At 56.6% G+C, this 26,780-nt stretch carries 35 protein-coding genes; 30 read left to right on the plus strand and 5 right to left on the minus strand.

From position 1 onward, the window contains the following. Together ACTBDZ_RS04055 and ACTBDZ_RS04060 are read right to left on the minus strand one after the other, a co-directional pair. Positions 1 to 214 (minus strand): helix-turn-helix domain-containing protein (locus tag ACTBDZ_RS04055; protein ID WP_438814339.1); only part of this gene is annotated, 214 nt, incomplete at its 3' end. 58 nt (positions 215 to 272) lie between these two features. Beyond that, the gene (locus tag ACTBDZ_RS04060; RefSeq protein ID WP_438814340.1) at positions 273 to 506 is read right to left on the minus strand and encodes a hypothetical protein; all 234 of its coding nucleotides are present in this window, start codon (positions 504 to 506) and stop codon (positions 273 to 275) included. A gap of 138 nt (positions 507 to 644) precedes the next feature. On the opposite strand from ACTBDZ_RS04060, the gene ACTBDZ_RS04065 reads away from it, so the two are divergent. Next, entirely contained in the window at positions 645 to 1,682 is a 1,038-nt protein-coding gene (locus ACTBDZ_RS04065) for a DUF3102 domain-containing protein (protein ID WP_438814341.1), read from the plus strand. Positions 1,683 to 1,712: 30 nt separating this feature from the next. On the opposite strand, the gene ACTBDZ_RS04070 is transcribed toward ACTBDZ_RS04065, so the two are convergent. Next, the gene (locus ACTBDZ_RS04070; RefSeq protein WP_438814342.1) at positions 1,713 to 2,480 is read right to left on the minus strand and encodes a DNA adenine methylase; all 768 of its coding nucleotides are present in this window, start codon (positions 2,478 to 2,480) and stop codon (positions 1,713 to 1,715) included. Between the two features lie 302 nt (positions 2,481 to 2,782). Here ACTBDZ_RS04070 and ACTBDZ_RS04075 point away from each other — a divergent pair, with 302 nt between their 5' ends. From ACTBDZ_RS04075 to ACTBDZ_RS04210, 28 genes are all read left to right on the plus strand, one after another. Next, a complete protein-coding gene (locus tag ACTBDZ_RS04075; protein WP_280624567.1) occupies positions 2,783 to 3,136 on the plus strand; it encodes a putative holin in 354 nt (117 codons plus the stop codon). A gap of 2 nt (positions 3,137 to 3,138) precedes the next feature. Further along, on the plus strand, positions 3,139 to 3,777 hold the full coding sequence (locus ACTBDZ_RS04080; protein WP_438814371.1) for a transglycosylase SLT domain-containing protein: 639 nt from the start codon (positions 3,139 to 3,141) through the stop codon (positions 3,775 to 3,777). Next, positions 3,770 to 4,393, plus strand: coding sequence for a hypothetical protein (locus ACTBDZ_RS04085; RefSeq protein WP_438814343.1), 624 nt, complete (start codon positions 3,770 to 3,772; stop codon positions 4,391 to 4,393). The genes ACTBDZ_RS04080 and ACTBDZ_RS04085 overlap by 8 nt, the downstream gene beginning before the upstream one ends. Then, complete coding sequence (locus ACTBDZ_RS04090; protein ID WP_406941606.1) at positions 4,390 to 4,713, plus strand: hypothetical protein; 324 nt, start codon at positions 4,390 to 4,392, stop codon at positions 4,711 to 4,713. Before ACTBDZ_RS04085 ends, ACTBDZ_RS04090 begins: the two co-directional genes overlap by 4 nt. Before the next feature lie 2 nt (positions 4,714 to 4,715). Continuing rightward, positions 4,716 to 5,027: a hypothetical protein gene (locus ACTBDZ_RS04095; RefSeq protein WP_438814344.1), complete on the plus strand. Its 312-nt coding sequence runs from the start codon at positions 4,716 to 4,718 to the stop codon at positions 5,025 to 5,027. A gap of 2 nt (positions 5,028 to 5,029) precedes the next feature. Then, the gene (locus ACTBDZ_RS04100; protein WP_438814345.1) at positions 5,030 to 5,581 is read left to right on the plus strand and encodes a DUF3486 family protein; all 552 of its coding nucleotides are present in this window, start codon (positions 5,030 to 5,032) and stop codon (positions 5,579 to 5,581) included. Beyond that, positions 5,578 to 6,894 (plus strand): terminase large subunit domain-containing protein, encoded by a 1,317-nt coding sequence (locus ACTBDZ_RS04105; protein ID WP_438814346.1) that lies wholly within the window; start codon positions 5,578 to 5,580, stop codon positions 6,892 to 6,894. The genes ACTBDZ_RS04100 and ACTBDZ_RS04105 overlap by 4 nt, the downstream gene beginning before the upstream one ends. After that, positions 6,894 to 8,354: a DUF935 domain-containing protein gene (locus tag ACTBDZ_RS04110; RefSeq protein WP_438814347.1), complete on the plus strand. Its 1,461-nt coding sequence runs from the start codon at positions 6,894 to 6,896 to the stop codon at positions 8,352 to 8,354. The genes ACTBDZ_RS04105 and ACTBDZ_RS04110 overlap by 1 nt, the downstream gene beginning before the upstream one ends. After that, positions 8,338 to 9,171 carry a phage head morphogenesis protein gene (locus ACTBDZ_RS04115; protein ID WP_438814348.1) on the plus strand — a complete coding sequence of 278 codons (834 nt, stop codon included), beginning with the start codon at positions 8,338 to 8,340 and terminating at the stop codon, positions 9,169 to 9,171. Before ACTBDZ_RS04110 ends, ACTBDZ_RS04115 begins: the two co-directional genes overlap by 17 nt. Beyond that, positions 9,168 to 9,623 carry a phage virion morphogenesis protein gene (locus ACTBDZ_RS04120; RefSeq protein ID WP_438814349.1) on the plus strand — a complete coding sequence of 152 codons (456 nt, stop codon included), beginning with the start codon at positions 9,168 to 9,170 and terminating at the stop codon, positions 9,621 to 9,623. Before ACTBDZ_RS04115 ends, ACTBDZ_RS04120 begins: the two co-directional genes overlap by 4 nt. Before the next feature lie 227 nt (positions 9,624 to 9,850). Further along, on the plus strand, positions 9,851 to 10,927 hold the full coding sequence (locus ACTBDZ_RS04125; protein ID WP_438814350.1) for a peptidase: 1,077 nt from the start codon (positions 9,851 to 9,853) through the stop codon (positions 10,925 to 10,927). Next, positions 10,920 to 11,858 carry a hypothetical protein gene (locus ACTBDZ_RS04130; RefSeq protein WP_438814351.1) on the plus strand — a complete coding sequence of 313 codons (939 nt, stop codon included), beginning with the start codon at positions 10,920 to 10,922 and terminating at the stop codon, positions 11,856 to 11,858. The genes ACTBDZ_RS04125 and ACTBDZ_RS04130 overlap by 8 nt, the downstream gene beginning before the upstream one ends. Positions 11,859 to 11,861: 3 nt before the next feature. Continuing rightward, entirely contained in the window at positions 11,862 to 12,215 is a 354-nt protein-coding gene (locus ACTBDZ_RS04135; RefSeq protein WP_438814352.1) for a capsid cement protein, read from the plus strand. Continuing rightward, positions 12,215 to 12,679 (plus strand): gp436 family protein, encoded by a 465-nt coding sequence (locus ACTBDZ_RS04140; protein WP_438814353.1) that lies wholly within the window; start codon positions 12,215 to 12,217, stop codon positions 12,677 to 12,679. Before ACTBDZ_RS04135 ends, ACTBDZ_RS04140 begins: the two co-directional genes overlap by 1 nt. Continuing rightward, a complete protein-coding gene (locus ACTBDZ_RS04145; protein WP_438814354.1) occupies positions 12,676 to 13,173 on the plus strand; it encodes a Gp37 family protein in 498 nt (165 codons plus the stop codon). Before ACTBDZ_RS04140 ends, ACTBDZ_RS04145 begins: the two co-directional genes overlap by 4 nt. Beyond that, entirely contained in the window at positions 13,148 to 13,771 is a 624-nt protein-coding gene (locus tag ACTBDZ_RS04150) for a hypothetical protein (protein ID WP_438814355.1), read from the plus strand. Before ACTBDZ_RS04145 ends, ACTBDZ_RS04150 begins: the two co-directional genes overlap by 26 nt. Continuing rightward, on the plus strand, positions 13,768 to 15,204 hold the full coding sequence (locus tag ACTBDZ_RS04155) for a phage tail sheath subtilisin-like domain-containing protein (RefSeq protein ID WP_438814356.1): 1,437 nt from the start codon (positions 13,768 to 13,770) through the stop codon (positions 15,202 to 15,204). The genes ACTBDZ_RS04150 and ACTBDZ_RS04155 overlap by 4 nt, the downstream gene beginning before the upstream one ends. A gap of 36 nt (positions 15,205 to 15,240) precedes the next feature. Continuing rightward, positions 15,241 to 15,765, plus strand: coding sequence for a phage major tail tube protein (locus tag ACTBDZ_RS04160; RefSeq protein WP_438814357.1), 525 nt, complete (start codon positions 15,241 to 15,243; stop codon positions 15,763 to 15,765). A gap of 22 nt (positions 15,766 to 15,787) precedes the next feature. Next, positions 15,788 to 16,111 carry a phage tail assembly protein gene (locus tag ACTBDZ_RS04165; RefSeq protein WP_438814358.1) on the plus strand — a complete coding sequence of 108 codons (324 nt, stop codon included), beginning with the start codon at positions 15,788 to 15,790 and terminating at the stop codon, positions 16,109 to 16,111. Positions 16,112 to 16,232: 121 nt separating this feature from the next. Further along, complete coding sequence (locus tag ACTBDZ_RS04170) at positions 16,233 to 18,671, plus strand: phage tail tape measure protein (RefSeq protein ID WP_438814359.1); 2,439 nt, start codon at positions 16,233 to 16,235, stop codon at positions 18,669 to 18,671. Then, positions 18,671 to 19,552, plus strand: a complete 882-nt coding sequence (locus tag ACTBDZ_RS04175; RefSeq protein WP_438814360.1) for a phage tail protein — start codon at positions 18,671 to 18,673, stop codon at positions 19,550 to 19,552. The genes ACTBDZ_RS04170 and ACTBDZ_RS04175 overlap by 1 nt, the downstream gene beginning before the upstream one ends. Before the next feature lie 14 nt (positions 19,553 to 19,566). Next, positions 19,567 to 19,809 carry a tail protein X gene (locus ACTBDZ_RS04180; protein WP_438814361.1) on the plus strand — a complete coding sequence of 81 codons (243 nt, stop codon included), beginning with the start codon at positions 19,567 to 19,569 and terminating at the stop codon, positions 19,807 to 19,809. Further along, entirely contained in the window at positions 19,797 to 20,975 is a 1,179-nt protein-coding gene (locus ACTBDZ_RS04185; RefSeq protein ID WP_438814362.1) for a phage late control D family protein, read from the plus strand. The genes ACTBDZ_RS04180 and ACTBDZ_RS04185 overlap by 13 nt, the downstream gene beginning before the upstream one ends. Positions 20,976 to 20,977: 2 nt before the next feature. Beyond that, positions 20,978 to 21,619: a phage baseplate assembly protein V gene (locus ACTBDZ_RS04190; protein WP_438814363.1), complete on the plus strand. Its 642-nt coding sequence runs from the start codon at positions 20,978 to 20,980 to the stop codon at positions 21,617 to 21,619. A 20-nt stretch (positions 21,620 to 21,639) separates the two neighbouring features. Further along, positions 21,640 to 22,002: a GPW/gp25 family protein gene (locus ACTBDZ_RS04195; protein ID WP_438814364.1), complete on the plus strand. Its 363-nt coding sequence runs from the start codon at positions 21,640 to 21,642 to the stop codon at positions 22,000 to 22,002. Then, the gene (locus ACTBDZ_RS04200) at positions 21,993 to 23,117 is read left to right on the plus strand and encodes a baseplate assembly protein (RefSeq protein WP_438814365.1); all 1,125 of its coding nucleotides are present in this window, start codon (positions 21,993 to 21,995) and stop codon (positions 23,115 to 23,117) included. The genes ACTBDZ_RS04195 and ACTBDZ_RS04200 overlap by 10 nt, the downstream gene beginning before the upstream one ends. Continuing rightward, complete coding sequence (locus ACTBDZ_RS04205) at positions 23,107 to 23,673, plus strand: phage tail protein I (RefSeq protein WP_438814366.1); 567 nt, start codon at positions 23,107 to 23,109, stop codon at positions 23,671 to 23,673. The genes ACTBDZ_RS04200 and ACTBDZ_RS04205 overlap by 11 nt, the downstream gene beginning before the upstream one ends. A gap of 80 nt (positions 23,674 to 23,753) precedes the next feature. Continuing rightward, positions 23,754 to 24,920, plus strand: coding sequence for a tail fiber protein (locus tag ACTBDZ_RS04210; protein ID WP_438814367.1), 1,167 nt, complete (start codon positions 23,754 to 23,756; stop codon positions 24,918 to 24,920). Here the strand turns inward: ACTBDZ_RS04210 and ACTBDZ_RS04215 are convergent. Both ACTBDZ_RS04215 and ACTBDZ_RS04220 read right to left on the minus strand, forming a co-directional pair. Next, positions 24,865 to 25,338 (minus strand): tail fiber assembly protein, encoded by a 474-nt coding sequence (locus tag ACTBDZ_RS04215; protein WP_438814368.1) that lies wholly within the window; start codon positions 25,336 to 25,338, stop codon positions 24,865 to 24,867. The two genes, ACTBDZ_RS04210 and ACTBDZ_RS04215, sit on opposite strands and share 56 nt — an antisense overlap. 11 nt (positions 25,339 to 25,349) lie before the next feature. Beyond that, complete coding sequence (locus ACTBDZ_RS04220) at positions 25,350 to 25,943, minus strand: gp53-like domain-containing protein (RefSeq protein ID WP_438814369.1); 594 nt, start codon at positions 25,941 to 25,943, stop codon at positions 25,350 to 25,352. Between the two features lie 161 nt (positions 25,944 to 26,104). Here ACTBDZ_RS04220 and ACTBDZ_RS04225 point away from each other — a divergent pair, with 161 nt between their 5' ends. Next, positions 26,105 to 26,695 carry a recombinase family protein gene (locus tag ACTBDZ_RS04225; RefSeq protein ID WP_438814370.1) on the plus strand — a complete coding sequence of 197 codons (591 nt, stop codon included), beginning with the start codon at positions 26,105 to 26,107 and terminating at the stop codon, positions 26,693 to 26,695. The last annotated feature ends 85 nt before the right edge of the window (positions 26,696 to 26,780 follow it).

The following is a 26,780-nucleotide window of genomic DNA, read 5'->3' on the forward strand; positions in this document are numbered from 1 at the left end:
CGCTGAGGGCGTAGTGCCCATTGAAGCGCTTCTCAACCATGCCCTCTTCCACTAAAAACGGCAGGGTACGACTGATATTGGCGGGTGAGTCATTGATAAGCGTCGCCAGGGCTTTATTGGACAGGCCCTCACGGTAATGCCCCTTCATGGCTTTCAAAATACGCAGCGCCCGCCGTGTGCGTGAAGAAGCATGGAGCGATAAGGTGTTTTTCATCGGAGAGCCTCTTTTTCATTAATGGAAATTGTGTTACCGTCAGTGAAACTGGCGAATGTTATTTTTTATAGCGCTTTTTGCCTGATGGCATGGGTTTCCCCATTATCTGTTCAATAGCCTGTTTAATTTTGCGCGCTTCCCCGCGCCAGCCCTGGCAGGAGCCATCAAGCAACATGTAAACCTGATAGGGTTTGAAGCCGGATTGGCGTGCCCATGCTGCCACCGTCGGATAGCCCTGATAGATGCGGTCATAAAAACTGCGCTTAAAGTCGGCAGGGTGTTGTAGTGACATTGTGTTATCTCCGTCATAAAAAGTTAAAAATAAATATACCAAGGCATGCAAAATAATGTAAAGTCTTTTTTGTTTGTTTTTGTATATTCCTTATCACAGTTAAAATCACTGGCTGTTATCGGCCTAAAGGAGACCTGTATGGCAAAGAAAAAAGCGGCAACCACTCTGTCTGTGAGTGCAGCGGACAATATCACGATTGCGGGGGGGGGGGGGGCAATTGCATACCCTGAAAAAAAGGCAGAAAATAGCGCCCAACAAGAGGTGATGGCGCGTTTTGGTGATGGTCTACCCTATGAGCGTGAACGCATTGTGCATGAGGCGCGTTTCTATATGGCACAGAGCGCGGAAGCCATGCTGGAGGCGGGCAAGCGACTCATCGTTATCAAAGAGAATGAGCCACATGGCGAATTTATAAATATTGTTACAGAGCAGTTGGGTTTGACTCATACAACCGCTAAAAGACTAATGAAAGCTTCATTAAAGTATTTATCCCCATCGTTACAAGCAAAAAGTCCAACGCTGGTCTCTTTAGGCAAAGCTAAACTCTACGAGTTGATGCTGGAAGACGACGAAGACCTCGCCGAACTCGCTGAAGGCGGCACTATTGCGGGCTTGACACTGGATGACGTCGACCGCATGTCGGTACGGGAATTGCGGGCAACATTGCGTAAAGATGAAGCGGCGCTTAAACGCAGCCAGCAACTAGTCGCCGAAAAAGAGAAGCAGTTGCAACAGTTAAGCCAGCAACTGACCGATAAAACTTTCCCGTCTGCTGCAAGCGATAATCAAGCGCCGCTCGATACCCAGCAGTGGGTCACGCTGACGCTGGAAGGTGTGGGTGACCGCCTCAAGTCGGAGCGCCTGCGGTTGGGTCTCAGTCAGGAGAGCTTTGCTGAGCGGTGTGGTGTCAAAAAGCTCACCCAGTATAATTACGAAAAAAGTGAGCGGCATCCTGATACCGCTTACTTGATTGCTGCAAAAGCTATTGGTGTGGATTTACTCTTTCTTATTACCGGGGAGCGCAGCGATGAAGTCAGCGCGCTCGATGTGGTGCGTGATGAGGAAGAGGCTAATTTACTGACCGCGTTCCGCCATATTCCCGGTGAAACCAGAGATATTGCGTATCGTACACTGGCCGCCATGGCGGAGAAAAAAGCCGCTAGCCACCGGGCTTAAGTCTTCCCCCATCCGTGGCTGCGGAGGGGGTTATTTGACGGTGATAATCAGCTCACGCCGTTGTGTGGGCTGATTGCTGTTGAGACTATACCGAATCGGTACGCTCTCCATCTCGAACCCCCTAAACACTTCTCGCATCTCAGGAATATCATTGACGGAGATAATCATCCTTCCCGCCAGGTCTCGTCCCATACCCGCCAGTTTTTCATATTGCTCCAGACCAAAATCCACCCCATATCCCTCGGTTCCCCAATACGGCGGGTCGCAGTAAAACAGCGTATGTGGACGGTCATAGCGGGCAATGCAGCTTGCCCAGTCAAGTTGTTCAATGGCGGTGCGTGATAGTCGCAGATGAGCCAACGACAATTCTTCTTCCATGCGCAACAGGTTCAGGCGTGGCGCAGTGGTGGTGGTCACGCCAAAGGTGTGCTCCGCCACCTTGCCGCCGAACGCCTGTTTTTGCAGGTAATAGAAACGGGCCGCGCGCTGGATATCGGTTAAGGTCTCGGTCGGGGTGATGTTTAACCATTGATACATCGCCCTGCTGACCAGCGCCCATTTAAACTGGCGCGTAAACTCTTCCAGATGGTGTTTCAGCACCCGATAGAGATTGACCAGCTCGCCGTTGATATCGTTAATCACCTCCGCTTTGCTCGGTGACTTCATAAAGAAGAGCGCCGCCGCGCCACAAAATGGCTCCACGTAGCAGATATGCGCCGGGAAGCGCGGTAAAATCTGTTTTGCCAGTCGCCGTTTACCGCCTATCCAGGGCACTACCGGTAAAAAATGTTGCTGCATTGTCTGTAAGCCTTTTTCACTAATGGAAATTAATGTAGACTCTTTCCTGTCCTCGAGGACGGAAAGCGCCACGGTTGACTCACAGGTCTCTTCTGTGTGTTGACGGCCTGTCCGGTGTTCATGCACCGGGTGGGTCGCGCTTTTTCCCTTGCCCCTGTCGGAGCTAATGACTGCTCCTAACCTAACCTAACCTAACCTAACCTAACCTAACCACTTACCCACCTCCCCACTAGTAAACCACTTTAAAAGCGTTTAGCGCCCTGCCTTGTCACACTGTCTGCCTGATAGTCAGGGAGATGGTGATGAAAACGCGAAAAAAATTGACCTTACCGCCATTTAAAACCCCACGCCTGAGCGGTTGGCTGCTGACCGCCGCCGGTTTGTTGCTGGTGATTGGCCTGGTCTCACCGCAGCAATTGCCGGTGGTGCTCTATAAGCTGGCCTTGATCACCCTGGCGGCGGTGGTCGGTTACTGGCTTGACCGCTCGCTGTTCCCCAAGGCCCGTCCCGGTCAATATCTGCACCATGACCATCCGGAGGTGGCGCAGGGCCGTCATCCGGTGCGCGGCGGCTGTCATCAGGTGTTTGCCGCTGCGCAGCTGCGTCGGGCGGTGATTGTGGCGGCGGTGTGTCTTGCCGTGGCGACGGGGCTGTGATGATGAATAACCACCAACCCCCCGATAACCCACCCGGCATGATGCTGTTCTTTTTGCTGATGCTACTGCTGGGTGGTGCCTTTGATGCGAATGCCGTGCGTCCGCCGCAAGCCGCACTCCCGTACCGGGCTGACCTGATACGCAACGCCCGTCTGGTGTGGGGACTCAATGCGCCAGTGGCGGATTTTGCCGCCCAGATTGAGCACGAAAGCAGCTGGCAGCCGGGTATCACTAACCGCATCGGGGCGCAGGGGCTAGGGCAGTTTATGCCCGCCACCACAGCATGGATTGGGGAATTAATGCCGGAACTGGCAGCCAAAGCACCGCTCAATCCCAGCTGGAGCCTGCGGGCAGTGGTGAGTTTCGATCACTGGCTATGGCAACGCCTGTCGGCGGTGGATCGCTGTGAGCGCATGGCGATGACCCTGTCGGCCTACAACGGTGGCCTGGGCTGGGTACAGCGTGACCGCCGTCTTGCAAAACGGCAGGGCTACGACGGCCAGCGCTGGTTTGACAGCATTGAGCGGGTTAATGCCGGACGTGGCGCAAGTACCTGGCGCGAGAATCGTCATTATCCCCGCCGCATTTTAAAAGCCCTGGCACCGCGTTACCTGACTTGGGGAGGGGCAAGCTGTGTTTAGCCTGGGCGGGATAAACACCCTCGGTGTGCTGCTCGGTGGCGCGCTGTTATCGCTCGCTTGGTGGCACGGCTACACGCAAGGCATAGGTCGCTCAACAGAACGTTGCAAGGCAACAATCAGTCAGCTGCGCGAGACGTTTGCCACTCAGGAGAAACAGCGCGCCGAGCAGGCCGCGCAAGCCCTAAACGCCCAGCAGCAACGTTTTACCCATCAGGTGAAGGTAGCGCATCAGGCTGAACAGGACTACCTGACACGCATAGCGCAGCTTCGCACTCAAACCCAACAATTAACCAGGCGGATAGATGATGTTACCCAACGTTGGCTGGATGAAAAAGGCCAGCCTCATGCTGTGTCCTGCTTGTTTACTCGTGGCTTCGTGCAGCACTACAACGCCGCCCTCGGTGTGTCCGACGCCAATGATTCAGGCGCTGCCGCCGCTCCCGGCGGCGCTGGCAACACGTCCAGGGCCACTGCGTCCGCTGGTGAGCCGCTCAGGCCCAGCCCGGTCACCCAGCGCGATATCCTCGCCAATATCACCGACAACGGGCAGCAATGTCAGGTCTGGCGGGCACAGGTAAACGGGCTACTGGATTATATTGAAGGATTAATACCATGACATTACAGGTCGATTTTTGGGTGCTGGTGAGCTATCTGTTCGGGCTGGCAGGCTTTTTGGGTGGGCTGGCCCGCTGGTTTATCCGGGAGACGGAAAAGCGCCAGGCTGAGCGGTTTGCTTCGCTGGAGCGGTTGATGCGCGACGCATCCGATAAAGGGTCGCGCCTTGAGCGTGAAGTCCTGGAGTTCAAAGTGGAGGTGCCGGCGCGTTATGTCCGGCGCGACGAATTTATTCATTATCAGCAGGTGGTGGAGTCACGGCTTGACGCGATTTACCAGAAGCTGGAAACCATACAACTGCGTCAGGTGGCAGGAGGATAAAGATGATAAATACCGAACAGGCGCGCCGCGAAGGGTTGCGCTGGGTGTTACTGCAGGTGGTCAACAAGGCACGGCCCTATCCGGCCAATGACCGGCTGCTGTGGGATGTGGGCCATTCGCTCTACCCGGACATGACCATGCTGGAGCTGCAAAAAGAGTTACTGTTCCTTGAGGGCTTACGTCTGGTTCGCCTGACCCGACCGCCCGCACGCTCATGGACGGCCACGCTAACGCCGGAAGGGGTCAATCTGGTGGAATACGTCACCGACGATATCCCCGGCATTGCCCGCCCGGCCAAATACTGGAGGGAGTGACGATGGCACCGCGCAGTCATATCGAGGTGCTGCCTCCATCGGTGCGTGAATGGCTCGACCGGGCGCTGACCGAGCGTAATTTCAGCGGCTACCGCGAGCTGGAGACGTTGCTGCGTGAGAAAGGGTATAGCATCGGTCGGGCGCAGATTTCCCGCTACGGTCAAAAGGTGCAGCGCCGCTTTGCCGCTATTCGTGACGCGACTGAAGCGGCGCGGCAACTGACCAAGGGTGCGCCGGATGACCAGGATACCCGCTCAGAGTCCATTATGGCTTTGGTGCAGACTGAATTACTCAATAGCCTGCTGGAGGCACAAACCATCAAGGAAGAAGCGGGGTCGCCGGTTGAACGGGCTGAGCGCTTTGCCCGCATGGCGAAAAATCTGGCACCCATTATTCATGCCAGCGTCAGCCTGAAAAAACTGCAAGGGCAGCTTAAAAAAATCAGCGCGGAAATGGCTACGCTGGAGCAGGAAGCAGCGCAGCAAGGCAAGGGACATGTCAGTCTGGACACCCTGAAGCGGGTGCGTGAAGAAATTTACGGGATTATCGCATGAGCAAAAACGTGACACTCTACCCGTACCAGCAACACTGGATGCTGGATCCCGCGCGTTTCAAGATTGGCTGTTTTGCCCGTCAGACCGGCAAGACCTTTACCACCACACTGGAAATTGTCGATGATTGTCTCAGGGTGGAAGCCATCGGGGGTACGGCGCGTTGGGTGATCCTCTCGCGCGGCGAGCGCCAGGCCAAAGAAGCGATGGAGGAAGGGGTAAAGAAGCATTGTCAGGTGTACGGTCTGGCCATCCGTGAAATTGAAGGCGGCATCAAAGGCACGGGCAGCGAGCGTTACACGATGTTAGAGGCCGTGTTGCCCGGCGGCTCACGCATTACCGCCCTGCCAGCCAACCCGGATACGGCACGGGGCTTTGCCGCCAATGTGTTTCTCGATGAGTTTGCCTTTCATGCCGACAGCCGCAAAATCTGGGCGGCGCTGTTTCCGGTGATATCGAACGGCTACAAACTGCGTGTCACTTCCACCCCCAATGGCAAGGGCAACAAGTTTTATGAGCTGATGACCGACCCGTCGCTGGACAGCGTCTGGTCGCGCCATCGGGTCGATATTCACCAGGCGGTGAAAGATGGCCTACCCCGGGATGTGGGCGCCCTCAGACAGGCGCTCAATGATGAAGACGCCTGGTCACAGGAGTTTGAGTTGCAGTGGCTGGATGAAGCTTCAGCCTGGCTCTCCTATGACCTGATTGATGGCGTTGAACACCCGCAGGCGGGCAAGCCGGAGCATTATAACGGCGGCCCCTGTTTTGTCGGGGTCGATATCGGTCTGCGCCATGACCTTTTTGTGATTTGGGTGATGGAGCAGGTCGGCGATGTGTACTGGACGCGCGACATCATTACCCGCAAACGCGCCCCGTTTGCCGAGCAGGATGCACTGCTCGATGCGGTCTTTGCCCACTACCGGGTATTGCGCTGCTGCATGGACCAGACCGGCATGGGGGAGAAGCCGGTGGAAGATGCGAAGCGCCGTCATGGCAGCACGCGGGTTGAAGGGGTGTTATTCACACCGCCCAACAAGCTGACGCTGGCCACCCGCGGTAAAGAGGTGTTTGAAGACCGCCGCCTGCGACTGCCACAAGGGGATGGGGCACTGCGGGCGGATTTGCATAAGCTAAAAAAAGTGATGAGTCCGACTGGCGCACCGCGTTTTGTCGCCGACAGTGATGCCGCTGGTCACGCTGACCGTGCCTGGGCGCTGTTTTTAGCGCTTAATGCCGCTGACCAACCGCAGGGGCCGGTGCGCGCTTACTCCTGTTGCCCGCGTCAGGTCTCGTCATTGCTGGAGGGATATTGATGATTATCGATAAAAAAGCATTATTCAGTGACATTGCCACCCGGGCACGCAGTCCTGCGGGGCTGGGGCAACTGTTTGGGCATTTACCCAATCCCGACCCGATATTGCGCGCCAGAGGCCAGGCGATTAGCGTCTACCGCCAGTTGCGCGCCGAACCACTGGTCGGCAGCAGTATCCGGCGGCGGAAATCCGCAGTCAAATGCCTGGAGCGCGGACTGGAGCCGGGGCAAGCGCCCGCCCAGGTGGTGCGCTTTATTGAACAGACCCTGGCACAGTGGGACATGAACCGACTCATCGGTGAACTGCTGGACGCCGCCTTTTTTGGCTATCAACCCGCCGAACTGACCTGGGTCAAAGACGGTCGCCATCTGGTGGTGAGCGATGTGGTGGGCAAGCCGCCGGAGTGGTTTACCTTTGATGCGGAGAATCGCCTGCGCTTTCAGGCCCAGCAGTCGGGGATGGCGGGCGAGTTATTACCGCCGCGCAAATTTGTGGTGGCCACCCAAGACGCTACCTTTGATAACCCCTACGGCTTTGCTGAACTGTCGCTGTGCTTCTGGCCGGTGACATTCAAGAAAGCGGGCTGGTCGTTCTGGATGCGCTTTAGCGAGAAGTACGGCACCCCCTGGGTAGTCGGGCGTCATCCGCGTGGTCAGGACCAGGCGCATATCGGGCCACTGCTGCACTCGCTCGAGCAGATGGTGCAGGATGCGGTGGCGGTTATCCCGGATGACAGCAGCATTGAATTCAAGGAGCCGGCCACCAAAGGGGCGTCGAGCAGCCTGTATAAAGACCTGATTGAAATGGCACGCAGTGAAATTACCATTGCGCTGCTGGGGCAGAACCAGACCACCGAAGCCGAAACCAATCACGCCTCGGCCCAGGCCGGGCTGGAAGTGGCTGCCGATATCCGCGATGGCGACGCGGTGATGGTGATGAGTGCGGTAAACCAGATACTCCGCTGGCTGGTTGAGCTGAACTTTGGTGATGTGCCGGTGCCGACGTGGCGACTGTGGGAGCAGGAGACCATCGATGAGGTGCAGGCCAAACGTGACCTGAGTCTGGCGCAAACCGCCGGTTTTTTCAGCGCGCAATACTATCAGCGTGAATATGGCCTGCAACCGGGCGATTTGCTGATGGAAAGCGAGCCAGACGCCACTTCTCCCTCCGCACCCGCGCTGACTTTTGCCGAGGACGAAACAAAGACCGCATCCGATGCCCAGGCACAGCTTGACCGGGCACTGGACAGCCTGATGAAAAAAGGGACGCTGGACAACACCCTGCAACCACTGCTCACGCCGTTATTTAATGCGGTACAATCCGGTGTTGCTCCCCACGAGCTGATAGAGCAGCTCAGCACACTGTATCCACAGATGCAGTCGGACGCGCTCCAGGAGACGTTAGCCCGGGTGCTGTTTGTTGCCAACGTCTGGGGGAGGTTACATGCCGACACTCAATGATAACGAACTGGCGGCGCTGTTTAGCCTGCCGCCCAGGCGGGCGATAGCCTACTTAAAAGCCAAAGGTTTTACCTTTTCCTGGGACTGGCAGGACGTGTGGCAGCAGGCCCATGCCCAGAGTGCGACGGTGGCCAAGGTGACACGACTGGATATCCTGCAGGACATTTATCAGGTGCTGGAAACCTCGCTGGCTGAGGGACAAACCGGGCAATGGTTTGCCAAAGAGCTAACCCCGGTACTGCAGACCAAGGGATGGTGGGGGCAACAGGAGACCACTGACCCGGTCAGCGGTGAGCCGGTCACGGTGCAATCAGGCAGCCCGCAGCGACTGGAGACGATTTACCGCACCAATCTCACCACCCTGTACAACGCCGGACGCTGGGCGGAAATGCGGGAAAATATCGCGGCGCGCCCTTACTGGATGTATGTGGCGATACGGGATAACCGCACCCGCAAAAGTCATCTGGCACTGCATGGCAGGGTGTTTCATGCTGATGACCCGGTATGGCGCGCGCTCTACCCGCCCAATGGTTGGCGCTGCCGTTGTAGCGTGATTGCCTTGTCTGCGCGTGATGTTAAGGCGCGCGGGCTAACAGTGGAAACCTCCGACGACCGCCTGTGCTGGTCGTTACAGGTGGTCTCGCGCAAAACCGGCGAAATGCAGCCGGTGGCCCAGCTGACACTCGACCCGCATACCGTGTTTTCCCCGGATATTGGCTGGTCATATAATCCCGGTGAAGGCTATCGACCGGATTTAAGTCGCTATCAGGGGCCGTTACACGCCGTCGCTATCAAAGCACTCGGGAGCGCTAAATGAACCCCACCCTCCTGTCGGTTGAGATAACCGATAACGACCTTAAACAGGCCCTGAAGCAACTGGAGAACGCCGCTTACGACCTGACCCCGCTGATGCGACGCTGGTCTGAAACGCTAAAAACGGCGACCGACCTTAATTTTGAAGAACAGGGGCGGCCACGCTGGCAACCGTCGGTCGCAGCACTCGCCCGCCAGGGCATGACGCTCTCCCGTGACGGGTATTTGCGCCGCAGCGTGACGCCGGAATATGATGCTCATCAGGCTATGGTCGGCACGAATCGCGTTTATGCCCGACTTCATCAACAGGGTGGGAAAGCGGGGCGCGGTGGGTCAGTAACGCTACCCCCGCGCCCTTACCTTCCGGTATCCGAGGCGGGACAGCTACAGGCTGAAGTCAAACGCCAGCTGCTCGATGAGGTCCTTGATTATTTGCAACAGGCTAGCCTCCGCTAAATGCCCTCTGACGCCTTCGGACGCGTAAAGGATACAACGCGACACCGGAGCGCGTTTCCGCCCTTTATAAAGCTTTATAAACCCCTTCCTGACGCGGTTATCCCCGATAGCCGCCTCGTCATTCATTTGTCTTTAAAAAAGACGCAAATGAAAATCTTTAAAGCCCTTTAAAAGGGAAATGTGTCGCCCCGGCATACACTGCTGGCATGATAGTCAATGGAGGTGCCATGAAACCCCTGCATATTCTCAAGCCTGGCCACTATATTACCGGAGCCGGTGACCGCGTGACATTTAGTGAAAATGATTTGCATGTCTGTGCGAATGCCTATGATCCGGCTTTACATGAAGCGCCGATAGTGATCGGTCATCCGACGACCAATGCACCGGCTTATGGCTGGATCAAACGGCTGTCGGCGCAAGGACGCTCACTGATAGCCGAACCACAACAACTGGAGCCGACATTTAGCGAATCGGTGGTCAGTGGGCGTTACAAAAAAATCTCAGCCGCCTTTTATGCACCAGATTCACCCCATAATCCGGTGCCCGGTATTTACTATTTGCAACACGTCGGTTTCCTGGGTGCCCAGCCGCCGGCGGTCAAGGGGCTTAAGCCGGTGACCTTTAGTGAAGGCGAAGAAGGGGTCATCGTGTTGAGTGAAGACATGCAGGGCGATCACGATCCGCTGTTTGCACGTTTACGGGCGTTCCTCAGTCACTATTTGCGCACCCAGCCTGACACGCCGCTCTTAACCACCGCGACCAATACCTTTTCTGAGCCAAGGCTCATCACACCGCCCCTGACAACGGAGAACCTTACCGTGGAAAAAAATGAAGCGGAAAATCAACGGCTGCAAGCCGAGAACGCCGCGTTAAAGCAACAGATTAGCGCCCATCAAGCCGAAAAAGCCGCGCAGGCCGCCAACGTCGCCCATGAGGTCAATGTGGCGTTTGCCGAAAGTCTGATTAATGAAGCACGCCTGGCCCCTGCTGGACAAGCGGTGGTGGTGGCGTTACTGGATGCGCTGTCTGGCAAAGAGCAGGCGTTGACCTTCAGTGAAGGCAGCACGACGCAGCCGCTGGTTGATGCCGTCAAGTCCCTGTTTACCCGCGCTACCCCGCTGGTTGATTTTAGTCAGCGGGCGGTGCCGGGAAGAGGCAACACGCCGCAAAACAGTTTGACCTTTAGTGAGCGGGCATCCGATCCGGATACGCTGCATCAACAGGCCATGGCGCTTAAGGCGCGTGAGTCCATCCCTTACGAAGCGGCGGTGAAGCGCTGCCTGGCAGGAGAGTCCTATGTCTGATTATTTAAAAAGCAAACGGGCCAACGACCCGGTGCTGACCCACATTGCCGCTGAATACCGCAATGCCAGCCTGATTGGGGAAAAGCTGTTTCCTCTCGTCAGGGTAGAAAAAGAAGGCGTCAAGGTGCCGACCTTTGGTAAAGGCCGCCTGGCGTTGTATGAAACCAAACGCGCGGTGGGGGCCAACAGCAATATTCTGTTAAGAGAGCAACAGGCGTTCACCGATATCGTGCTCGATGAGCATGATCTGGCGGTGCCAGTCGATCACCGCGAACAGGCGGAATCGATGTTTAATGAGGAAATCAAGGCGATTAAACGGGCTACCGACGGTATTTTGCTGCGCCGTGAGCAGTATGTCGCTGAGCTGGCCCAATCGCCCTCGGTCTATGCCGACAACGCCACCAAAGCCTTGGCGGGAGAGGCCGCCTGGAACAAGAAAAATGGGGATCCCCTGAAAGATATTGAAGCCGGGATGGAAGTGGTGCGGGCCAATATCGGCCTACGCCCCAACGTCATTACCATGGGGGCCAGCGTGATGGCGCTGTTGCGCTTCCATAAGGTGTTGCAAGACGCGCTGGGCGGGAACGAACGCAAACGTATCACCACCGAGATTTTAAAAGATTTATTCCAGGTGGATGAGGTGCTGATTGGCGCGCCGGTGCAGCTGGCCAAAGACGGTAAAAGCACCACTGACCTGTGGAAAGACAACCTGATGCTGCATGTGGTCAGTCCCGCCTCAGCCGGCAGTGACAGCGCCGATGAACATAGCCCGTCCTTTGGCTATACCTTCCGCCGTCAGGGCATGCCACTGGCCGATCGCTTTGACAGTGTTGGCGGCAAGGTGGTCAATATCCGCTACACCGATATTTACAAGGTGGCGGTGGTCGGCAGTGAGGCAGGTTTCTTGATTAGCGGCATTAAAGGAGCATAAGGCATGGTCACGCAACAGGTAGTATTAACAACGACCCGGGTGGCGGCAGAAAATCTGACCGTACACCGTCTGGTCGGCTTCTCAGGAAAAACCTTTAAGGGCGTGGGAACGGAACTTGGCGTCGCCGAGGTCTCCGGTAAAAAAGGGGATGCGATCCCGGTTAATGTGATGGGCATCATGGCGGTGGAGGCCGGGGCCGCCATCAGTGCGGGAGAGTTGCTGAAATCCGATGGGGAGGGCCGCGTTATTCCGGAAGCGGCGTTAGATAAAGGCGCATTACCGGCTTCCACGGTGGGTGTGGCAGTAGATAGCGCGACGGCAGCGGGCGAGATTATCCGCATGGTCAGAGGTATCTGATGGCCTACTGTACCCCGGAAGATATCGGGCAATTGCTCTCTCACCATACGTTGGTTCAGCTGACACAGGATGTCTCAGGCGAGGGTCTGACGAGGGAGCTGCCCAATGAGATTAACCCGAGGGTGCTCAACGAGGCCATCCGCTATGCCGATGAGCTGATTGATGCCCATCTGCGCGGGCGTTATGTCCTGCCGCTGGAAACCGTTCCCACGGTACTGCGCGATATGGCGGTCAATCTGGTGACGCATCGATTATACCTGCGTCGTCCCGAAGGCCAATTACCGGAAGCCATAAAAGAGGTTTATCGCGGCACCTTGAAAATGCTGGAAGCCTTGCGCGACGGCAAATTAACGCTCGGTGTCGAAGGACAGGGACAGGCGATACCTGAGCCGGGGGCCTTTCATGTCCACGCCCGGCCAGCGCGTTTTAGTGGTCCCGGTGGCTTGCTGGAGGAGTTTGAATGACACTCGATATCATGCGCGCCATCCTGGTCCTGCTGAAACAACGCTTGCCGCAGCTGGAGGTCACCTTCTTTCCTGAGCAGCCGGAACGGTTTCATCTCAATCATCCGCTCGGTGCGGTGCTGCTCAGTTTTGCCCGCTCACGTTTCGGCGATATCCAGGATGTTGGGATGGTGTTTCAGCCACGGGTGTTGCATTTCACACTGACCCTGGTCATGCGCCAGCTCAACGGTAATGACGGGGCGATTGCGGTACTCGATACGCTGCGTCAGGCCATCGGGGGCTTTATGCCGCCAGACTGTCGCCGTGCGCTGTGGCTGATTGATGAGGTCTTTTTAGGGCAATCAGAAGGCTTATGGCAATACGCGCTGACGGTGGCCACCGAAACCTGGTTTGTGCAGGACTGGCCGCAGGACGCCTTACCCCGTCCCCGGGAAGGGATGACGAAGACAGAGAATAACGAGGTGGTCTATGGCGAAGTTTCGCTACAACGGTGAATCCCCCAATGGTGCGCCCCTGCGTCTGGCGGAGGGGCACACCCAGGATGTGATGTTTTATCCCGGCCAGGTGGTCGATGTGCCGGTCGATCATCCGTTTATTTTATCGCTGGAAGCGCAGGGACTGCTGACCTTTCTGGGATTTGATTATCCCGACGCGCCACGCGAACCGCCTAAACCGCTGACCGACTTTGAGCAACGATCACAGGCGGCGCAACAGCCGACCGGCAAACCGGCCCGTTATCGTTATGACGGCGAACAGATGGGCGGTGCTTCGTTACGTTTACCGAATGGCAGCATCCTGGATGTGATGTTCTGGCCGGGTCAGGAAGTGACCTTGCCGATGGATAACGATTATGTGCTGGGGCTGGAAGCGCAGGGCTACTTAACCTTTCTGGGTCAGGAAGCAGAAACCACCGTCGACCCCATCGTGACTGTACCGTTGGCACAGGCAATCACATTGTCGAGCGACACCGTGGCGCTTCCCGCTGATGAGGCCAGGCCCGTCGAAGCGCCGGTCAGCACAGCGTTAGTGATGCCAGCCAGAAAACGCGGCAAAGTGCCATCAGACACAAAAAGTAACGAGGTCACCCCATGAGTAGAGAAAACCATCACGGCGTTGATACGCTGGAAATTGAACGCGGGACCCGTCCGGTCAAAACGGGAAAATCGTCCGTGATTGGGCTGGTCGGTACCGCGCCCAAAGGCCCGGTCAATACCCTGACCCTGTGCCTGTCGGAAAAAGACGCGGCGCAGTTTGGCGATGAGGCAAGTGGATTTACCCTGCCACAGGCCTTGCGCGCTATCTATGACCACGGTGTCGGTACCGTTTTAGTGGTCAATGTGTTTGACCCCAAAACCCATCAGAAAGGCGTCGCCGACGAACGTGTGACCTTCGATAAATCGCACCACAGTGCCACGCTGCCTCAATTACCCGTGGGCGATATGGTGGTGAAAAGCGTCGATGGGCAGACCTTGTTTCAGGCGGCGACCGACTATGCCGTGGCGTACGCGACCGGCAAAGTCACCCGTGTCACCACGGGCAGTATTGCACTGGGGGCCACCGTCAGTGTCACCTATAACACGCCGGATGTCTCAAAAATCACCGCCGCTGACATTCTGGGCACCACCAATGCTGCCGACCAGCGTACCGGCATGAAAGCGCTGGAAAATGCCGACAGCCTGTTTGGCTTTCGCCCCAAGCTGCTGATTGCTCCCGGCTTCTCGCACCAGAATGCCGTGGCCAGCGCCATGATTGCCCTGGCCCACCACTGTGAAGCCATTGCCTATATTGATGCCCCGGCGGGGACAACGTTTGCCCAGGCGATAGCCGGACGGGGGACGCAAGGCACGATTAATTTTAATACCGCCTCTGACCGGGTACGCCTGTGTTATCCGCAGGTCAAGGTCTATGACAAGGCGACGAACCAGAATCGTCTGGAGCCGCTCTCAGCGCGCGCCGCTGGCCTGCGGGCAAAAGTTGACCGGGAAAAAGGGTTTTGGTGGTCGTCTTCCAATCAGGAGCTGATGGGCATTGTGGGTATTGAGCGCCCGTTAAGTGCGCGCATTGATGACGCCAATAGCGAGGTCAATCTGCTTAACCAGAATGGCATTACCACAGTGTTTAACAGCTTTGGTACCGGATTGAGGCTGTGGGGCAACCGCACGGCGGCCTGGCCGACCGTGACGCATCTGAAGAATTTTGAAAATGTGCGGCGCACCGGCGACATGCTTAATGAATCCATCCGCTATTTTAGCCTGCAATATCTTGACCGCCCTATCGACCAGGCACTGGTTGATTCCCTGACAGAATCGGTCAATGCCTATGGTCGTCGGCTGGTAGCCGATGGCGCACTGCGAGGTTTTCACTGCTGGTATGATCCGGCGAACAACCCCAAAGACGCGTTCAGTCTGGGTCAATTGAAACTGAATTACCAATATACGCCGCCGGTGCCGATGGAGCAGCTGACCTTTGAGACGGAAATCACCGATGAATACCTGACAATACTCAAAAGCGGGGTGTCATCATGATAACCCGACATAAAAAAAGACGAAGAGGAGTACGCCATGGCGGGTAATGCACTGCATTTTATGACCAATGCCAACGTCTACCTGGACGGCAATAGCCTGCTGGGTCGGGCAAAAGAAATCAAACTACCGGAAATCAACGTGGTGCAGCAGGAGCATCAGGCGCTGGGGATGATAGGCAAAATTCAGTTACCGGCGGGGTTTGACAAGCTGGAAGGGGAAATTCACTGGACCAGCCTGTATGAAGAGGTGGCGCTGCGCACCATTAATCCTTTCAAGGCGTATCCGCTGCAATGTCGCGGCAGCCTGCAGCGCTATAACCCGGCACAGGGTCGCCAGGATGAACTGCCGGTGGCGGTGTTTATGACGGTGATGTTCAGCAAAAATAGCCTGGGCAGCTTCAAGCAGCATGAGGTGCCGGAGATGAGCAGCAGTTTTACCTGCAGCTATATCAAGCAGGTCATGGATGGCCAGGTGCTGCTGGAGCTGGATGTGATCGCCAATATTTTTAAAATCAACGGTGAAGATATGCTCACCGACTACCGCGCCAATCTGGGTGCTTAATCTGAAAATCCGAGGAGTGATGATGACAGACCGTATTCATTATAGTTTGCAATACCCTTACGCCCTGGGCAGCGGTGAAATGCTGACACGGGTCACGTTAAGCCGGCTCAAAGTCAGTGACATCAAGGCGGTACGCCGCTTAAGTGAAAACGTCAATGACTGGGACAGCCTGCTGATTGCCCGCATGACCGGCCTGATACCGGAAGATATCGACACGATGGATTTGGTGGATTATCAACAGTTGCAAAGCCACTTTCGCCAGTTTGCGGGGCTGGATGCAATCGCCGAAGGCGCTGCGTCAGGCGCAGGCACTGTTGGCGAGATGGTTCCGCTGGCAGCCGACTGAGCTGGATGCGCTGACCGTGGTGGAATTTGACGACTATTTGCGGGAAGCCGCGGCTCAAATCCGGCAGGAATATGGGCAAAACGGTAACCGGTAATCAGCGGTAACAAGGGCAGGTGACGTGGTGTCGAGCACATTTTCGATTGGGGTGGTGATTAAGGGCGCGGTGGCCGGTGCCTTTCGCTCGGCGATGGGCGACTCCCGGCGCAGCCTGAATAGCCTGGGTGAAACGACCCGTCGCCTGCAATCCCGCCAGCAGCAACTGACCCAGGCAATGACCCGCTACGGTCAGTTGGGTGGGCAGGCGGCGCGTAACCTCAATAGCGAGCTGGGTCGGGTGGGCCAGACACTTTCCCGCCTCGAGCAACAGCATCGCCGTTTGCATCAGACCATGATGGCCAGTCAGATTGCCGGGCAACAACGACAGGCCCTGATGGGGCAAGGACTGGCGTTAGGGGCCACCACGGCAGCCGCGGTGGGCGCGGTCGCGCCGTCAGTCAGGCAGTCGATGACCTTTCAGGACAATCTGGTCGATATGGGTATCACCGCCGGTTACGACGGTGCCACCCAGGCAGCGCTGGGTAAAGATATCCGCGCCTGGAGCCAGCAATACAACCAGACCCAGGATGATTTACAGGCCGCAACCAGCGCGCTGATTGGTAACAATATTGACCGTCTGGACGATATTCGCGCCTACCTGCCCCACATCGCCCGAGGCGCAACCGCCACCCGGACGTCGGCTGAACTCTGGGCGCAGGCCGCCGTGACCACCCAGCAGTCGCTGGGCATTGCCGCGAAAGATTTTGCCGCGGTACAGAACATCATGGCGCAAGGGGGCAAGGCCGGGTCATTTGAAATCGCTGACCAGGTGAAGTGGTTGCCCGAGCTGGCCCCACAAATGGCCAACGTGGCCCAGGGCAAGGCGGCCGTCGCGGAGATGGTCGCCGCCTTGCAGGTGGCGAAAATGGGTGCCGGTAGCACCGATAAAGCGGCGAACAATTTTAATAACTTTCTTGAAAAGGTGTTTGCCCCGGAAACCCAAAAACGCTTTGGGGATGTCGGTATCGATATTGAAAAATCCTTAATGCAGCAAAAAGTGCACGGGATTTCGCCGATTGAAGGGATGATGAATACCCTGCAAAGCTATCTGGCGCAGAAGAGTCCCGAGGCGCTGGCACAATTTAAATCGGCGATGGCGCTACAGGACGATACCGCGCGCGACAAGGCGTTACTGGCCCTGCAGCAGAACTTTGGCCTGGGTGAACTGTTTGCCGATATGCAGGTAATGGCCTTTGTGCGTCCGATGCTGGCCAATATGGACAAGTACCGGCAAATCCGCGCTCAAGCCCTGGCTGCCGCTGACAAGGATGTATTAGCCGGTGATTATAAAAAACGTCTGGCCTCACCCATTGAGCAGATGAAAAAGTTAGGCGTTGCCACAAAAGAGCTGTCACTCTGTGTGGGTGAATCACTCACTCCTGCGGTGTTGTCGTTAACGCAAACGGTACTGCCTTATCTGAATGCGGCCAGTGGTTGGGTCAAAACCCACCCGCAACTGGTCAGCGGTATCGCCAAAACCGTGGGCGGCCTCCTGCTGTTTAAGGGCGCACTGTTGGCTGTTCGTCTGGCACTTAATGTGCTGGGTTCACCGATACGCCTGCTGTGGGGCGGGTTTAACCGGCTGCGTACCGGTTGGCTGTTACTCCAGAGTGCTTTCGGCATGGGTGGGCGCTTAAGCCGACTGGCGGGCGGGATGGGACGATTGGGTAAGGTGTTGGGCGGCGGGCTGGTGACGGGCCTGCGCATGGCCGGACAGGCGCTGCTGTGGCTGGGGCGGGCACTGATGTTTACCCCGATTGGCTTAGGCATTACCGCGATTGCTGCCGGGGCTTACCTCATTTACCGCTACTGGACGCCGATAAGCGCTTTCTTTCAGGCCCGTTGGGCCGAGGTGAAACAGGCGTTTTCCGGCGGTATGGCTGATGTTGGTGCGCTTATCCTTAACTGGTCGCCAGTGGGACTGTTCTATAAAGCCTTCGCCGGGGTGATGGGCTATTTCCATGTTGAACTGCCCGCCCACTTTACCGATGCGGGTTGCCAGCTGATTGATGGTCTGGTCAACGGGATCAAGAGTCGTTTAACCGCCGCCAAAGAGACCATTGTCAATTTTGGTGACAGTGTGTCGGGCTGGTTTAAGGAGACGCTCGGCATACACAGTCCCTCAACGGTCTTTGCCGGATTGGGGGATAATATTGTGCAGGGCGCGGTGCTGGGCATTACCCGCACCACGCCCGCGTTAGAACGCGCCGTCGGCGGCCTGATGCCGCTGATGCAACCACCGTCCCCGCGTGTGCCCCAATGGCCTGATACCCCGCTCCCCCCTGCCGGTCAGGGGAAGGAATTTTCAGGAATGCAGATCACCTTTGCGCCGCAGATTGTGATGAACGGTCAGTCTCAGGCGGCCCCAGCCGCGTTGCGTGACGCCTTGGCTATCAGTGTGCGTGAGCTGGAAAAACGCCTGGCGCAGCTGATGCACCAACAACAACGGCGGGACTTTCACTGATGCTGGCGATCCTGGGTGAGATTGAAGTGCAGTTACAGACCGGCTTTACCGCGCTGGAAGCCACCCTCGGCGGTGAGTTTGCTGAACAGGCGCGCATTGGCCATAAACCCGGTTTGCAGTGGGTCGGCGACAAGTGCGATGAATACCGTTTAAGCGTGCGGTTTCATCAGCAGTACTGTCAACCGACCGCGCAATGGCAACGGCTACAGGCCGCCTGTCGTGCTCATCAGGCACTGGCGTTTGTGCTCGGCAATGGCGAGTACCTGGGGCATTTTGTGATCACCACGCTCACCGGTCGCACGCTGTTGGCGCATGCCGACGGTATTGCCCAATGCCTGGAGGTCGATATCAGTCTGCGTGAATTTACCGGCGATCTGCGCCAACCGCTTAAGCCGCCGGCGATGGCCACGACACTGAATAAAAAAGCCGCCGGGCTAACCCGGGCGATCGCCACCGGTACACCGCTATCACGGGCGGTGGGTCTGGCCCGTCAGGCTCAGTCGGCACTGGCCACGGCATCACAGGCGATCCGGGTGGCGCGCCAGATGAAAGCGGATCCGGTCGCGGCGTTAACGCGCGTCCCCGGGGTGATAAATAGCCTGGGTGAGGTGGCCACCCCGTTGATACAGGCGCTACCGATGCTCGCCGGCCTGGAGACGCATTTTCCGGCGGCAAGCAGCCTGACCCGTGCCGCAGGCAAGGTGGCGACCACAGCTAGCCAGGCGAAAAACACGCTCAGTACCCTGACCCCCAGTACCGGGCATGCCCTGCCTGGTACGCTTGATACGGTGGCCGGTCAGGTGGGCGGTGCCGTCAGTACCTGGAACGACGTGGCACCGGTACTTAGCCGTCTGGCGGGGCATCTGGTGACGCGCCGCTAAAGGAGAACAGGACGATGTCTGCAAGCCAGCATGAACAGGAACATAAGCCGGGAGCCTGGCAGCATATTACCCGTGAGGGCGAGCGCTGGGATACGCTGGCCGCCCACTATTACGGTGACGCATTGGGCTATGTGCGGATCATTGCCGCCAATCCTGATATCCCCATTACACCGGTGTTGCCTGCCGGCATCACCCTGGCTATCCCGCTGATTAACGCGCAGGACACCGTTGAGGAGACGCCGCCATGGTTACGTTAACGACACAAAGACCGCAGGCGGTATCCGCCCCGACCTGGACCCTGCATTATGGTCAAAAAGACATCACGCACGATATCACCCCGGACGTGCTCGGGATCCGCTTTACCGATCAGCTCAGTGGTCAGTCTGACGAGTTGGCGGTCGAACTGGAGGACAGCGCCGGGCGCTGGCGCGGGGCCTGGTATCCGGGCAAAGGGGATACACTTTCGCTGGCGCTCGGCGTAGTCGGTGAGCCATTACGCCATTGTGGCACCTTTTCGATTGATGAAATTGAACTCAGTGGCCCGCCGGATACGGTGTCGCTGCGCGGGTTATCCGCTTCGGTGACCACCGCGCTGCGGACCCGGAGCTACCGGGCGTTTGAGCAGACCACCCTGACGGCTATCGCCAGGCGGATTGCACAAAAACACCACCTGACACTGGAAGGGCAGATTGCGCCACTGCCCCTTGACCGGGTAACACAGCAACATGAAACCGACCTGGCCTTTTTGCGCCGTCTGGCGGAGGAATACGGCTATATCGTCAAAGTCACCCCACACAAGCTGATTTTTTCTGAGCGCGTCAGATTGCGTGAGGCATCGCCGGTTAACGTCATTACCCCGCAAGCCGTCAGTCACTACAGCCTGCGCGATACGCTTAACCGTATCTACCAGCAGGGCAAAGTGAAATACCAGGACAGCCAGCGCAAACAGCTGGTCACGGTGGGCGTCAAGGCCGATGGCACGATAGGCGAAGTGGCGCGAGAAACGGTCGCTCAAAAACAGGGGCGCACGACCAGCGCCGATACCTTAAGACTGCACCGCCGGGCACGTAGCCGGGAAGAAGCGACCGCCAAGGTATGCGCGGGTCTGAACCGGCATAATGAATATCAACGGGTAGCGACGGTGGAGCTGGCAGGTAATACGCTGTTTCGTGCCGGGTTAACGCTGCGGCTTGACGATTTTGGTCGCCTGTCCGGGATGTGGCTGATCACTGAAGTTCGCCATGCCCTGTCGCGCCAAAGCGGTTACACTTGTGAACTCACCTTGGGCCAGGGGCCGATGGCGCGCACGAACAGGAAAAAGACTCGCGCGGATACGTCGGCGACCCAACAGGTGATTGGGGTGAAAGCCGATGGCAGTGTGGGTCCGCTGAGTGAAAAAGAGACGATACGCGGAGAAAAATAATTATGAAAGCACTGCAATTGATGTTCGGTACCGTGAGCCAGATTGATGAGCAAAACGTTCGGGTCCGGGTACGTCTGCCGACCTGTGATAACCTGCGCACCGCCTGGCTGCCGGTACTGCAACGTAATACCCAGAATAACAAGGATTACGGGCTGCCGGATGTGGGTGAGCAGGTAAGTCTGCTGCTGGATGCTGACGGCGATGACGGCGTGGTGTTAGGGGCGGTGTATTCCGAGGTAGACCGCCCGACGGTGGCGAACCGCGATAAACGGCGGGTAGATTTTGCCGACGGGACTTTTGTCGAGTATGACCGCAAAAACCACGCGATGGCTATCGGGGGCGAGATACAGGCCCTGACGCTGATCACCCAGGCCACTGTACTGATCCAGACGCAAAACGCCACGGTGAAGGCGAGTGACACCTTGCTGCTGGATGCGCCGAACACGGTATCGACCGGCAACCTGACGGTGCAAGGGAAACTGACTTACCAGGGCGGCATGAGCGGCTCGGGCGGCAGTGGCCTGGCCGCCATCATTGACGGCACGCTCCAGGCCAGCGGTGATATCCAGGCGGGTCGGGTGTCGCTGCAACACCATCAACACAGCAACGGACATGACGGTAAGCCTACCGGCAAGCCGTTATAAGTGAGGGAGGAACGCGTTTGATGAACACAATGACCGTCCTCAGCACTGCAGACTGGCAACCCGCGCTGCACGCGCCGGGTGAACGGGTCAGTGGCATCGAAGATATTCAGCAGTGCCTAAGACTGATTTTGGGGACCCCGAAAGGCAGCGACCCGCATCGACCGGATTTTGGTAGTGATCTGCATCGTTATCTGGATATGCCCACTGAGCGCGCCTTGCCGCATGTGGTACGGGAAACGGTGGAGGCCATCAGACGCTGGGAGTCTCGCTGCGAATTACAGCAGGTCACGCTGGATGCGCAGGGTGAGCGGGTCAATCTCCAACTGCGCTGGCGACTGCCAGGCCGTCAGGCTTACCAGCAAACGGAGGTGGCATGGCGTTAACCCTAGAGAAGCCGGTTTTTGTTGAAGCGGATGCGCAGGCCATTACCCGCGAGATGATCACGGCCTATGAAGCGGCCAGCGGCAAGACCCTGTGGCCGGCGCAGGCTGAGCGGCTATTGATAGACCTGTTCGCCTACCGGGAAACCCTGGTGCTGAGCGCTATCCAGTCGGCGGCTGAGCAAAACCTGGTGGCCTTTGCCCGTGCCCCGATGCTGGACTATCTGGCCGAGCTGGTTGGCGTTTACCGTCTCCCAGCACAACCGGCACGCACCACGGTGGAATTTTCGCTGCCGGTCGCGCCCCCGGTGACGATACCGATACCAGCCGGCACACGGCTAAGTGCCACGGACAGTCTGATATTTACCACCGACAGCGAAGTCAGGCTGACGCCGACGGCATCCAGGGTGACGGTGAGTGCGACCTGCAGCGAGGCGGGGATACAGGGTAATGGCTGGCAACCGGCGCAAATCAGCACCCTGATGGAGGCCATCGATGACCGGGATATCCAGGTGACCAATACCACGCCGAGCGCGGGCGGCTCAGACGCTGAGGACGATGAGCATTTGCGAAGCCGTATTCGTCTTGCCCCGGCGTCCTTCAGTACCGCCGGTTCACGCGAAGCGTACCGTTTTCATGCCATGAGTGCCCATCCGGGGATTTGTGATGTGGCGGTGACCCGCCCGAAGCCGGGGACGGTCAACCTGTATCCGCTGCTGACCAGCGGGCTGCCGGACAAGACGGTACTCAGCCTGGTCACGGCGCTGTGCTCGGAAGAGCGGGTGCGCCCGCTTAACGATACGGTGCAGGTGCTGGCACCTGAGAAAGTCGACTATGCGATTAGCGCCCAGCTGACCTGTTATGCCAGCCAGCCGGGGGAGCCGGTGCTGAAAGAGGCGCAACTGGCTGCTGAGCAGTATGCGGCAAGCCAGGCAACAAAGCTGGGCAGGGATATTGTCCCCAGTCAGATTATCGCGGCACTCTCGGTCCCCGGCGTTTACCGGGTGCAGCTCACCAGTTTCAATACCCTTGAGCCGACGGTACTGGCGGCCCAGCAATGGGCGCATTGTACCGATATTCAGTTGACCCTGGGCGCGGAGAGTGCTGATGACCGATAACACCCTGTTACCGCCCTTACTTGCCGCCGAGAAACATTTTCAGGCGCTGGCAGCGCAGGCCGCGCGGTTGCAGCAGATTGACCTGACTCCCCTGCTGGTTTATCTGCTGGATGTGACCGAGGTGTCCGCCTTGCCCTGGCTGGCTGGGCAACTGGCCTTGACCGGTGTCAATGGCTGGCATCTGGCGGAATCGGATGATGCCCGCCGCGCGATGCTGAAATCGGCGATAACCCTGCATCGGTATAAAGGCACGCCCTGGTCACTCCGTGCCATGATACGGGCGCTGGGGTTGGGGGAGGTAACGATAACTGAAGGCGCAGCGGCGCTAAAACCCGAACAGGCGACAGCGTATCCCGATAGCGAGACGCACTGGGCGCTGTACCGGGTGATGCTCAATCGGCTTATCACCAATGACCAGGCAGCAAAATTACGCGAGACACTGGCGGCCTTTGCGCCGGCGCGTAGCGAACTGGTGGCACTGGATTATACGGCAGTGCCGTTGCGCTATAACGCTCAGACGACCTATAACGGGCGCTATAATCATGGCAGCAGCTAAAGGTATACAAAAATACTGACTGAATACGCATTCGTAGAATATGTTATCATCAAAAAAAGTAGAGCATGGAATAGCGCAGTATGGAGAATGATGAAATGAGCCATTTAAAAGAAACGGCTGAATGGGTGGACGGTATCTACCAGATAGAGACCTCCGATCCGGTATTGGGTGGGCCAGACGGTATTACCAATCGACCCGCACGTGGACTGGCTAATCGGACCGCCTGGTTAAAGCAACAATTAAAAGATGCCGAAGCGGCATTGACAGCGCATACGCGCTCCCGAAACCACCCTGATGCAAGCTTAAGTGAAAAAGGTTTCGTCAAGCTCAGCAGTGCCAATCAGAGCAGCAGTGAAACGGAAGCGGCGACCCCCAAAGCGGTGAAAATTGTCAATGATAGAATGAACGCGGTGATCGACAATGCGCCCTCAGATTTAGATACGCTCAACAAGCTCGCGCAGGCCATCAGCAATAACCCGAAATTTGCCGAAAGCGTGACGCAACTGTTAAGCCAAAAGCTGGCAAAAAATGAAAATGGGGCGGACATCCCAGACAAGAATCTTTTTCTGAAAAACCTTGGTTTAACAGAAACGGTAGATTGTGCAAAAAATGCACTGGACAAACGTACCGGCGGCACCGTCAAGGGCGACATTATGTCACAGGGTACCCAAATTTCGCTAAAGGGAGATGGCCGCAAGCATCTGGGTTTTCATAATCAGGACGGTAGCGTTCGCATGTGGCTCTACAAAGACAAGGGTGGTGATGGCGTCCGGCTAAACAACGGCCATGACGGCGGTGGTGAGTACGTTTTTCATAAAGATGGCGGTTTTCGTGCCCCTTCTTCCGTATATGCAGGAGCCGCAAGGATGGCCGCTGACGGCAATCTCTACGGTAGCATGTGGGGCAATCAATGGCTGAACGTTTACCTGAAGAATACCTTCCAGCCTAAAGGGGCCTACGGCAAAGCGAATACCGCGAACATGGAAGTCAATGGATGGTGGAAATGCGGGGACACGGGGTTAATTATCCAGTGGGGGAGATACGGAAAAGGCCAGGTTGGAACCTATGATTTCCCGCTGCCCATGAAGTTTCCTAATGCAGGATTGTTCTGTATCGGCTATGTTGGTACTGCGATTAACTCTTGGGCTGATGGTCAGTCCCAGTCAGCTCATCTGGTCGATAACGCGACCGTCAGGGTGACGATAGATAACGGTCTTGAAAGCGTCGTTCTAGCCATTGGTTTCTGAAGGAGGAGCTGGCCACTTTTATATCCGGCGCGCCGCTGATATCGAGCCGATTAAGCAGCACACGGTATTTCTTCCACGCGACAAGCTGCACCTTTTCTGCCTCCGTGACCATAGCGAGGTCTACAGCATCCTGTAGTGGAGCCATGGCGGCGGAGGCTTTTTGCATCAACGCGGCTTTTTTCCTCTCAGCCTCATCCATACGCTGTTGAGGTGTGGGCGGAGGAATATCTATCCAGACAGGCAGACCCGCTTCGCCCACGGCGCGCTCCTTGCCGTCCGGCGGCGGGTTGCCCGCAAATTCAAGCCAGACATCATCATTCACTTCAATCACATCCTCCGGGAAGCTCCCTGCGTCAATATACGATTGTCTCAATTCCGCCGGGCAGAATGTGTTTTCCTTCGCACTGTAGTAGTACATTTTCTCTTCCTTCAGAAACCAATGGCTAGAACCACAGTTTCAGGACCGCCATCCACTGTCACCCTGACGGTTGCGTTATCGACCAGATGGGCTGAATTGGACGCGCGATCTTCATCATAGGGTATCGCAGCACCGGCGTAGCCGATACAGAACAGTCCCGATTTGGGAAACCTTATTGGCAGCGGGAAATCATAGGTTCCAACCTGGCCTTTTCCGTATCTCCCCCACTGGATAATTAACCCCGTGTCCCCGCATTTCCACCATCCGTTGACCTCGCGCTTTGCCGTATTCGATTGACCGTATGTCCCTTTGGGCTGGAAGGTATTTCTCAGGTAAACGTTCAGCCATTGATTACCCCACATGCTACCGTAGAGATTACCGTCGCTGGCCATTTTTGCCGCTCCTGCATGCACGGAAGCAGGAGCACGAAAACCGCCATCTTTATGAAAAACGTACTCACCACCGCCGTCATGGCCGTTGTTTAGCCGGACGCCATCACCACCCTTGTCTTTGTAGAGCCACATGCGAACGCTACCGTCCTGATTATGAAAACCCAGATGCTTGCGGCCATCTCCCTTTAGCGAAATTTGGGTACCCTGTGACATAATGTCGCCCTTGACGGTGCCGCCGGTACGTTTGTCCAGTGCATTTTTTGCACAATCTACCGTTTCTGTTAAACCAAGGTTTTACAACATCGAGAGTTTAGCTAAAATTTTGACCTAAACCAGCGATTACAAGGCTTACCGAGGTTGAGAAAAGGTTAAAAATGGCAAAAATTGGCTATATGAGGGTGTCAAAAAATGACCAAAACACCGATTTACAGCAAAAATCCTTGATTTGCGCAAATTGTGAGCAGATTTTTGAGGATAAAATCAGTGGAAAAACAGACCAGAGACCCGGATTAAAACGCGCGTTAAACTGCCTGAAATCGGGGGATACTCTGGTGGTCTGGAAGCTCGACAGGCTGGGTCGCAGCATTAAACATTTGATTACTTTAATCTCCAAACTGGAAGATGAAGGTATTCATTTTCATAGTTTGACGGATGCCATTGATACTTCTACATCCGCAGGGCGTTTTTTCTTCCATGTGATGAGCGCGTTGGCGCAGATGGAGCGAGAACTGATTGTTGAGCGTACCAAGGCAGGTTTAGCCGCAGCAAGAAGTAGGGGGCGTATTGGCGGCAGACCTCAGTCGCTATCTTTTGCACAGCAACAGGAAGCTCAAAAATTATTGGCGAATGGTCATAGCAGAAAACAGCTTGCATTACTGTATGGGGTTTCATTAACCAGCATCTACAAATATTTTCCAGTTAAGCGAAACGCTCGAACAAGTCACAGTGGCTCTGATGAAAAATAAAAGTGTAATTTCGTTGCACTGATGGAAACAAAAGTAGCCCGCCATTTATCGCACGTTTTTGCTTCAAATATCGCGCGGCGCATCA

It is taken from the genome of Symbiopectobacterium sp., from assembly GCF_051710365.1.
Classification (GTDB): domain Bacteria; phylum Pseudomonadota; class Gammaproteobacteria; order Enterobacterales; family Enterobacteriaceae; genus Symbiopectobacterium.